This window comes from Fulvivirga aurantia, assembly GCF_009711475.1.
GTDB lineage: Bacteria > Bacteroidota > Bacteroidia > Cytophagales > Cyclobacteriaceae > Fulvivirga > Fulvivirga aurantia.
In genome coordinates, this window is record NZ_SMMD01000060.1 from 1 (window position 1) to 341 (window position 341).

The window sequence follows — 341 nt, forward strand, 5'->3', positions numbered from 1 at the left end:
TGCTTCCTTCTTCAATGGCTGTTTCATAATCACCACTCATGCCCATCGAGAGCTCTGTCATCTTTGTGTTTTGTGGAAGGGGTTGACTTTTTGCTCTATCAAAAATGTCCTTAAGAGACTTGAATTCTTCTCTTACCTGCTCTTTGTTGTCAGTAAAAGTAGCCATACCCATTAGCCCTATTACCTCTACATTTTCGAAGTTCTTTAAATTATCAGATGCTAACAGCTCGAAAAGCTCATTTTCGTCTAAACCAAATTTACTTTCTTCTTTGGCAATATGCATCTGAAGTAAGCATTTGATGGTTCTATCATTTTTTTTGGCCTGTTTGTTTACTTCTTTT

General features: G+C 36.7%; 1 pseudogene. It reads right to left on the reverse strand.

Annotation, left to right across the window (positions count from 1 at the left end):
- A pseudogene (locus E1176_RS00095) lies at positions 1–283 on the reverse strand (YggS family pyridoxal phosphate-dependent enzyme); the annotation flags it as partial.
- Positions 284–341 lie beyond the last annotated feature (58 nt).